The organism is Streptomyces murinus, assembly GCF_002154555.1.
In the GTDB taxonomy this organism is placed as follows: Bacteria; Actinomycetota; Actinomycetes; order Streptomycetales; family Streptomycetaceae; genus Streptomyces; species Streptomyces murinus.
Map to the genome: position 1 here is coordinate 1 of NZ_MUNF01000449.1, position 8247 is coordinate 8247.

Annotated in this window: 10 protein-coding genes; 5 read left to right on the forward strand and 5 right to left on the reverse strand. The window is 73.7% G+C overall.

Annotation, left to right across the window (positions count from 1 at the left end; genetic code table 11):
- The first annotated feature begins 304 nt into the window (after positions 1-304).
- Complete coding sequence (locus CCN72_RS25915; RefSeq protein ID WP_086810062.1) at positions 305-922, forward strand: HAD family hydrolase; 618 nt, start codon at positions 305-307, stop codon at positions 920-922.
- Between the two features lie 46 nt (positions 923-968).
- Here CCN72_RS25915 and CCN72_RS25920 read toward each other — a convergent pair whose 3' ends face one another.
- Positions 969-1226 carry a hypothetical protein gene (locus CCN72_RS25920; protein ID WP_086810065.1) on the reverse strand — a complete coding sequence of 86 codons (258 nt, stop codon included), beginning with the start codon at positions 1224-1226 and terminating at the stop codon, positions 969-971.
- Positions 1227-1388: 162 nt separating this feature from the next.
- Between CCN72_RS25920 and CCN72_RS41430 the strand changes: the two genes are divergently transcribed.
- Positions 1389-1772, forward strand: coding sequence for a cold-shock protein (locus tag CCN72_RS41430; RefSeq protein WP_086810067.1), 384 nt, complete (start codon positions 1389-1391; stop codon positions 1770-1772).
- Between the two features lie 23 nt (positions 1773-1795).
- On the opposite strand, the gene CCN72_RS25930 is transcribed toward CCN72_RS41430, so the two are convergent.
- From CCN72_RS25930 to CCN72_RS25945, 4 genes are all read right to left on the reverse strand, one after another.
- Entirely contained in the window at positions 1796-2644 is an 849-nt protein-coding gene (locus tag CCN72_RS25930) for a 1,4-dihydroxy-6-naphtoate synthase (RefSeq protein WP_086810069.1), read from the reverse strand.
- Positions 2641-3384: a futalosine hydrolase gene (locus tag CCN72_RS25935; RefSeq protein WP_086810071.1), complete on the reverse strand. Its 744-nt coding sequence runs from the start codon at positions 3382-3384 to the stop codon at positions 2641-2643. The genes CCN72_RS25930 and CCN72_RS25935 overlap by 4 nt, the downstream gene beginning before the upstream one ends.
- 23 nt (positions 3385-3407) lie before the next feature.
- Entirely contained in the window at positions 3408-3905 is a 498-nt protein-coding gene (locus CCN72_RS25940) for a DUF2771 domain-containing protein (RefSeq protein ID WP_086810074.1), read from the reverse strand.
- A 194-nt stretch (positions 3906-4099) separates the two neighbouring features.
- Entirely contained in the window at positions 4100-5491 is a 1392-nt protein-coding gene (locus CCN72_RS25945; RefSeq protein WP_208638098.1) for an MFS transporter, read from the reverse strand.
- 288 nt (positions 5492-5779) lie between these two features.
- Here CCN72_RS25945 and CCN72_RS25950 point away from each other — a divergent pair, with 288 nt between their 5' ends.
- The 3 genes from CCN72_RS25950 to CCN72_RS25960 all read left to right on the forward strand — a co-directional run.
- Positions 5780-6706, forward strand: coding sequence for a DUF3027 domain-containing protein (locus CCN72_RS25950; RefSeq protein WP_086810078.1), 927 nt, complete (start codon positions 5780-5782; stop codon positions 6704-6706).
- The gene (locus CCN72_RS25955) at positions 6703-7170 is read left to right on the forward strand and encodes a GNAT family N-acetyltransferase (protein ID WP_086810080.1); all 468 of its coding nucleotides are present in this window, start codon (positions 6703-6705) and stop codon (positions 7168-7170) included. Before CCN72_RS25950 ends, CCN72_RS25955 begins: the two co-directional genes overlap by 4 nt.
- A 71-nt stretch (positions 7171-7241) precedes the next feature.
- Positions 7242-8247: sacsin N-terminal ATP-binding-like domain-containing protein (locus tag CCN72_RS25960; protein WP_425276173.1), on the forward strand; the 1006-nt coding region annotated here is incomplete at its 3' end.

Here is an 8247-nt window from a genome sequence, read left to right on the forward strand (position 1 = left end):
AAGGCCGACCCTGCGTGACGCGGAGGCCGACCGCCGCGACGCAAGGGCCCCCGTGATGCAAGGGCCGCTCCCCCCGCGGCGCGGAGGCCGACGCCCGCCGCAGCGTGGCAAAGGCTGACCCCGCGCAGCCAAGGCCGACCCTGCGTGACGCGGACGCTGACCGCCGGGACGAAAGGGCCGCCCCTCATGATGCGGAGGCCGCCCCCCCCCGTGACGCGGAGGCTGTACCCCGCAACGCAGAGGCCGACGCCCGTGGCACAAAGGCCGGATGGGGGTCGGCGGGCTGTCGTACCCGCCTGGCACCATGTCCCCCATGGCCTCCCTCACCGTCGGCTTCGACCTCGACATGACCCTCATCGACTCCCGGCCGGGCATCCGCGCGTGCTACGTGGCGCTGGCGGAGCGTACGGGTACGTACATCGACGCCGACCTGGCGATCACCCGGCTCGGCCCGCCGCTCGCGGACGAGTTGGTGAACTGGTTCCCGGCCGAGCGGGTCCCCGCGATCGCCGAGCTGTACCGGGAGATGTACCCGTCCATAGCCATCGCCGCGACCCCCGCCATGGCGGGCGCCCGCGAGGCCATGGCGGCGGTGCGCGCGGCCGGCGGCCGGACCATGGTGGTCACCGCCAAGTACGAGCCGAACGCGAAGCTGCACCTGTCCCATCTGGGCATCGAGCCCGACGTGGTCGTGGGCGACCTGTGGGCCGAGCAGAAGGCGCAGGCGCTGCGCGAGTACGGCGCGGGCGTGTACGTCGGCGACCACACCGGTGATGTGCGCGGGGCGCGCACGGCGGGCGCGCTGTCGGTCGCGGTGGCGACCGGACCCTGCCCCGCGGACGAACTGCGCGCGGCAGGGGCGGACGTCGTACTGGACGACCTGTCCGCCTTCCCGGCCTGGCTGGCCGATTACCGCCCCTGACGGAGCCGGGTCCGACGGCCCTCAGGACCGGCCGCGGACCCGGTCGCTACCGGGACGCCGCGGCACCCCTCGCCTGCCGCCGGCCGGCCGCGATCGAGCGCAGCACTCCCGCGCCGGCGACGAGGAAGCCGATGCCCATGAGCATGCACAGTCCGTACATGTAGGTCGGAAACGGCTTGGTTCCGAGGAACAGCGGGACCATCGTGACCAGAGTGGCCAGGGCCCCGACGAAGAACACGATGGCGCCGGCACGGATCAGTCCGTCGCCGGGCCCGGCGGAATTCGCTTGGGTTTTGTCACGCACCGGACCAGGGTAGTTCCTGCGCGAGAGAACGACCGGGGGACGTCTTGTCACCGGGTCCAAGACCATTAGCCTTGATGACAGCGGGTCACGGCGACCCGCTGCTGTGCTATCAAGAGCCGTTTCCGAGCAGTTTTCCCGACGAGTACGAGGACGAGGACAGACGTGCCTACCGGCAAGGTCAAGTGGTTCAACAGCGAGAAGGGCTTCGGCTTTCTCTCCCGTGACGACGGCGGTGACGTCTTCGTCCATTCCTCGGTTCTCCCCGCCGGAGTCGATGTGCTCAAGCCGGGACAGCGCGTGGAGTTCGGCGTGGTCGCCGGCCAGCGCGGCGACCAGGCGCTCTCGGTGGTCGTGCTCGACCCGACGCCCTCCGTGGCCGCCGCCCAGCGCAAGAAGCCCGATGAGCTGGCCTCGATCGTGCAGGACCTGACGACCCTCCTGGAGAACATCACCCCGATGCTGGAGAAGGGCCGCTACCCCGAGAAGACCTCCGGCAAGAAGATCGCCGGGCTGCTCCGCGCGGTCGCCGACCAGCTGGACGTCTGAGCCTCCTCGACGTCCGGCCTTCCTCAGGGGAAAGCGAGCGCGTCCGGGCCGAGGGGCGGCACCAGTCCCTCGGCCGCGGCCCGGGTGAGCAGCCCCCGGATCGCCGCGTAGCCGTCCTCGCCGAGGTCGGCGGTGAACTCGTTGACGTACAGCCCGATGTGCTGGTCGGCCACCGCCGGGTCCATCTCCTGGGCGTGCGCCATGACATACGGCCTGGAGACCTCGGGCGCGTCCCACGCGGCCCGCACGGAGGCGCGCACGGACTCCGCGAGCTGCTTCAGCGTCTCGGCGCCCAGCGACCGCTTGGCCAGGATCGCGCCCAGCGGGATCGGCAGCCCGGTCGTCCGCTCCCAGTGCTCGCCCATGTCGGCGAGCTTGTGCAGCCCGTAGTTCTGGTAGGTGAAACGGGCCTCGTGGATCACCAGGCCCGCGTCCACCTTGCCGTCCCGCACGGCCGGCATGATCTCGTGGAACGGCATCACCACGATCTCGCCGACCCCGCCGGGCACCGTGTCGGCGGCCCACAGCCGGAACAGCAGATACGCCGTCGACTTCTCGCTGGGCACCGCGACCGTACGGCCCGTCAGATCGACACCGGCCTCCCGCGTGAGCACCAGCGGCCCGCAGCCCCGGCCCAGCGCACCGCCGCAGGGCAGCAGCGCGTACTCGTCGAGGACGTACGGCAGGACGGCGTACGACACCTTCAGCACATCGAACTCGCCGCGCTCGGCCATGCCGTTGGTGAGGTCGATGTCGGCGAAGGTCACGTCCAGCGCGGGGGCGCCGGGGACCCGGCCGTGGGCGAGGGCGTCGAAGACGAAGGTGTCGTTGGGGCAGGGCGAGTACGCGATCTGCAAGGGCTCACTGGTCATACGGATCTCCAACTCTCCAATGCGGGCGCGAACTTCCCGAAGGCCGCGGTGAGGGCGGCGAGGGCGTCGCCGATGCGCCAGGCGGCGCGGTCGCGCGGGCCGACCGGGTTGGAGATCGCGCGGACCTCCAGCACCGGGACGCCCTGCGCGTCGGCGGCCTCGGCGACCCCGAAGCCCTCCATGCCCTCGGCGAGCGCGCGGGGGTGCCGGGTGCGCAGCGCGGCGGCGCGGGCGGCGGTGCCGGTCACGGTGGACACGGTCAGGACCGTGCCGGTGCGGGCGCCGGTGGCCTCGGCCACGGCCCGTACGAGTGATTCCGGCGGGCGATGGGTGACGGTCCCGAACCCCAGTTCGGTGACCGGGAGAAAGCCGTCGGCGGTCTCGGCGCCCAGGTCGGCGACGGTGATCGCGTCGGCGACGACGAGCGAGCCGAGCGGCGCCCCGGGCGCGAACCCGCCGCCGATCCCGGCCGAGACGACCAGGTCGTAGGGGGTCCCGGCGAGCGCGGCCGCGGTGAGCGCGGCACCGGTGGCGGCCGCGGCCCGCGCGGGTCCGACTCCGGCGGCGAGCAGATCGATCACGGCGGTGGTACGACGGGGAGCGGCACCCGCGGTCGTACCGGAGGGGCCGGCACCCGCGGTCGTACGGAACAGCACCGCGCCCGGCAGCCGTACCTCTTCCCCGGGCTCGGGGAACGCCCGTGCCACCGCGTCCCGTTCGACGGGGACCGCGGTGGCCACGAGAACACGTGCGGACGTCGTGATCAGGCCTTCTTCAGCTTGAAGGACCACACGCCCTTGGTCGGGTCGGAGCCCATCTGGATCACCAGCGTGTTGGAGTTGCCGCCGGTGCCGTACTGCTCGTTGAAGAACGCGTTGCCCGGCAGGGTGCGGTACGTCTCCTTGCTCAGGCTGGTGAAGGGACGGCCGTTGACCAGCACCGCCCAGCCGGCGTCCGCGATCTTCGGGTCGACGCCGATCCGGACCGTCGAGTCCTCGCCGACCGAGATCGCCTTCGCGTCGCCGGTCTTCTTGGCGCACTCGGTCAGGGCCTTGGCGTCGAGCGCCTTGCCGTCGTTGTAGCAGACCGCCTCGGAGTGCACCGAGTCCTTGCCGACGGTGATCGTCGCGGTGGGCGTCGGCTTGTCGCAGGCGGACAGGACGAGCAGTCCGGCGGCAACGGCGCCGGCGGCGGCGACGGCGCGGCGGCGCCGCGCGGCGCGGTGTACTTCAGCGGCTTCGCCGCGGGGCAGCGTGGTCATGGTCGAAAGATTATCGGTCGCCCGGAGCCGTCCGCCCACGCGGGGTGCGGCGTGCCCGGTTCGTTACGCCAGTCGTGTCCGCGACAACCGAAGCGTGTCCGGTTTCGTCACGCCACCTGCCCCTTTACGTCATCGCCCCTTTACGGCTCCGCCCCTTCACGTACGACTTCGCCCCTTCACGCCAGGGCGCCCGGTCACGCCACCCGGGCGCGGGGCCGGCCGCCGTACCGCGCGGAGGCGATCAGACCGCGCAGGGTGCTCAGCCAGCCCACCGCCACGAGCGCGGCGCCCGCCAGCAGCCCCACCGTGCCGTTGAGGGGCATCACGATGCCGACCGCGCCGCCGAACACCCACGCCATCTGGAGCAGCGTCTCGGAGCGGGCGAAGGCCGAGCTGCGCACCAGCTCCGGCACGTCCCGCTGGATCAGCGCGTCCAGCGCCAGCTTGGCCAGCGCCTGCGCGAACCCGGCGACCGCCGCCAGACAGGTCACCAGGACGGCCCCGAAGAACACCGCGGCCACGAGCGCCATGCCCAGCGCCGCCGCGACGACGGTCACGATGATGATCTCCGGCGCCCGTGATCTCAGCCACGCCCCCACCGCCGTACCCAGCGCGTTGCCGGTGCCGGCCGCGACGCCCACCAGGCCCAGCGAGACCACCGCGCTCTGCCCGCTGAGCGGGTGTTCGCGCAGCAGGAAGGCGAGGAAGAAGATCAGGAAGCCGGACAGGCAGCGCAGGGCCGCGTTGGCGCCGAGGGCGTGGGTCACGGCGGGCCCGACCGTGCGCAGCCCGGGCCGCTTCACCTTCGTCCTCGGCAGCCGTGTCTCCTCGGCGGCGAGCAGCGCCACCGCCTCACCGCGGGCCGAGTCCACCTTGGGCGGCAGCGAGAAGGACAGCGCCGTGCCACCCACGAAGATCACGAAGGCGCCGTAGAGCGGCCAGGGATCGCCGATCCGGTGCAGCCCCGCCGCGATCGGCGCGGCCACCCCGGTGGCCAGCAGCCCGGCCAGGGTCACCCGGGAGTTGGCCTTCACCAGCGAGAACAGCGGCGGCAGCAGCCGCGGTACGACGGCGCTGCGCACCACGCCGTACGCCTTGGACGCCACCAGCACGCCCAGCGCCGCGGGATACAGCTCCAGGCTCCCGGTCGCCACCGCGCCCGAGATCAGCAGGGCGAGCAGCGCCCGCGCCAGCATGGCCGCCGCCATCGCGGCCCGGCGCCCGTGCGGGAGCCGGTCGAGCAGCGGGCCGATGACCGGGGCGAGGACGGTGAACGGCGCCATGGTGATCGCCAGATACAGCGCGACCCGGCCGCGCGCCTCGTCGGTCGGCACGGAGAAGAAGACGGTGGAGGCGAGCGCCACGGTGATCATGACGTCCCCGGCGCCGTTCACCGCGTGCAGCTCGATCAGCTTGCCGAGGCCCGACTCGCCCGCGCCGTGCGCGTGGGTGGCCCGGCGGATGCCGCGCGCGGCACCGGTGACGGGGAGGTGCAGGGCACGCCCGACGGACCGGGCGGCACCGCCCACCCGGCGCGCGCCGCCACCCCGAACCCCACGCCTGTCCGCGGTCGCCACGAGGTTCATAGTGCCCCGAGATGCCGCCGGATAGTGCGGATACGGCACGTATGGCGGCGAACCGCGCCCGCCGAGGGGGCGGGAGGAGCGGGTGAAGTGGGGGAGAATGCCGTCGAGCGGCAATGAATCCTGTTCGGTGTAGCGTGCGTATCTCAGCCATAACGCAGAATGGATGGCAGAGGTGCGCCCGAGCGCGCGGATGATGCAGACGTCGATGCGGTCCTGAGGTCCGCTCCGTCGGCCAACCCGCCTAAGGCAGCCGCCTTGACGAGACGGCGTAGGAGAGAAGCGATACCTGTGAGCGCAGCGACAACGCGAAGCCGCACCCCCGACCGCCTGTGCGCCGAGGCGGTCGACCTCGCCCGTGCCGCCGCGGAGGAGGCAGCCGCGCCCGGTGTGGTCGGCGAGCACTCCGGCCTCGTCTCCGAGGGCGACCGCGTTGTCACGCACTTCTTCGAGTGCAAGGAACTGGGCTACCGGGGCTGGCGCTGGGCCGTGACCGTGGCCCGCGCCTCCCGCGCCAAGGTCGTCACCCTGGACGAGGTGGTGCTGCTCCCCGGCCCCGACGCGCTGCTCGCGCCGGAGTGGGTGCCGTGGAGCGAGCGGCTGCGCCCGGGTGACCTCGGGCCCGGCGATCTGCTCCCCACCGACCAGGACGACCTGCGTCTCGAACCGGGCTACACCGGCGAGGACCAGCCGCCGGCCGACTCCGCGGTGTCCGAGGAGATGGCGGAGCTGGCGGAGGCCGAGGACGCGGACGTGAGTCCGGGCACGCCGGCCGTCCAGCCGACGGTGCCCATGCGCGGCTCCATCGCCTCGGTGGCCGAGGAACTGGGCCTGCGCAGGGCGCGTGTGCTGTCCCGTTACGGCCTGCACAGCGCGGCCGACCGCTGGGAGGAGGCCTTCGGTCCGAAGACGCCGATGGCCCAGGCGGCCCCGGCCACCTGTCTGACCTGCGGCTTCCTCGCGCCCATCGGTGGCTCGCTGGGCCAGGCGTTCGGTGTGTGCGCCAATGAGTTCGCCCCGGCGGACGGCCGGGTGGTCTCCCTCGCCTACGGCTGCGGCGGTCACTCCGAGGCGGCGGTCATGCCCAAGCCCCCGCAGCCGGCCGCGCCGGTCATCGACGAGACCCGGGTGGAGCCCTTCCCGCTGCACCCCGCCCGCGACTCCGGCTCGGTCCCGGAGACGACGGACGCGGAGACGGCGGAACTGGGCCACTCGTGACCCCGGTCCGCCTCGCGCGGGACGCGGATCTCCCCGGGTTCCTCGCCCTGGCGGCCGAGGTGGAGCACTGGTTCGGCCCGATGGTGGACGACCCCGGTTTCACCGAGGCCGTGCAGCGGAGCATCGGCAGCGGCACGGCGCTGGTGGCGCAGGCCGCGTCCGGGGATCTCCTGGGCGCCCTCCTCTTCGGCGGCAACCCCCCGGTGCACAAGGTGCACTGGCTGGTCGTCACGGAACGGGCCCGGGGCGGGGGCGTGGGCCGCGCGCTGCTGGCCGACGCGACCGCTCGCTTCGTCCGCCCCCCGGCCACCATCGAGGTCGTCACCTTCGGCCCGGACCACCCCGGCGCGGCTTCGAGCGGCGCCCGCGCCTTCTACGAGCGACTGGACTTCACCCCGGCCGAACCGACGGACCCCGGGCCGGAGGGCGGTTCCCGTCAGGTGTACCGCCGGGTGCTGGCCTGACGGTCCCTCGTGTCGTGTCCGGCCGCTGTGCCGCCGGGTCGGCTGGGCAGTCGGGCGGGCGGGAAATCGGGATGTCGGCGACGCGCTGTACCTTCTTCCTCACGTCGACGAGGAGTGTGAACGTGAGCAGCAAGTACGTGCGGCCGGCGGCCGAGGGTGCCGATCCCTTCGGGACGGCCCGGCTGCGTCGCGGTGTCATCGACGCCTGGGCCACCAGCCCCGCCCGCTTCCGCGAGGACGCCAACGCCGAGGAGGACCTCGTCCTGGGCGGCTACCGGGACCGCCTGGTGATCGAGCTGGCGCAGAACGCCGCCGACGCCGCCGCCCGCGCCCGGGTACCGGGCCGCCTGCGCCTCACCCTCCGCGACGGCGTGCTGATCGCGGCCAACACCGGCGCCCCCCTGGACGCGACCGGCGTCGAGTCGCTGTCCACCCTGCGCGCCTCCGCCAAGCGTGACGCCGACTCCACGCACGGCTCCGTCGGCCGCTTCGGCGTCGGTTTCGCCGCCGTCCTCTCGGTCACCGACGAGCCCGCCCTCGTCGGCCGGCACGGCGGCGTCCGCTGGTCCCTCGCCGAGGCGCGCGAGCTGGCCGCCGACACCGCCCGGCACAGCCCCGGACTCGGCGACGAGGTCCGGCGCCGCGCGGGCCATGTCCCGCTGCTCCGGCTGCCGTTCGCCGCCGAGGGCACCGCCCCCGACCCGTACGACACCGCCGTCATCCTGCCGCTGCGCGACGCGGCCGCCGCCGACCTCGCCGAGCGCCTGCTGGACGCCGTGGACGACGCGCTCCTCCTCACCCTCCCCGGTCTCGACGAGGTCGTCATCGAGGCCGGCGACGCCGCGCCCCGCACCCTGCGCCGGCGGACCGAGGGCGCCGTCACCGTCGTCGAGGACTCACGGGAGGGCACCACCCGCTGGCGCACCGCCTCCGCGCACGGGCCGCTGGACCCGGAACTGCTCGCCGACCGCCCGGTGGAGGAGCGGCTGCGGCCCCACTGGTCGGTGACCTGGGCCGTGCCGACCGACGAGCAGGGGCGCCCGGTGCGGCCCCGCACGTCCCCCGTCGTGCACGCCC

What these genes read in the sequence shown, in the direction of transcription:
- CCN72_RS25940 (WP_086810074.1), bottom strand. Translation starts at nt 3,905, where the DNA reads ATGACCACGCTGCCCCGCGGCGAAGCCGCTGAAGTACACCGCGCCGCG.
- CCN72_RS25915 (WP_086810062.1), top strand. Translation starts at nt 305, where the DNA reads ATGTCCCCCATGGCCTCCCTCACCGTCGGCTTCGACCTCGACATGACC.
- CCN72_RS25930 (WP_086810069.1), bottom strand. Translation starts at nt 2,644, where the DNA reads ATGACCAGTGAGCCCTTGCAGATCGCGTACTCGCCCTGCCCCAACGAC.
- CCN72_RS25945 (WP_208638098.1), bottom strand. Translation starts at nt 5,491, where the DNA reads ATGAACCTCGTGGCGACCGCGGACAGGCGTGGGGTTCGGGGTGGCGGC.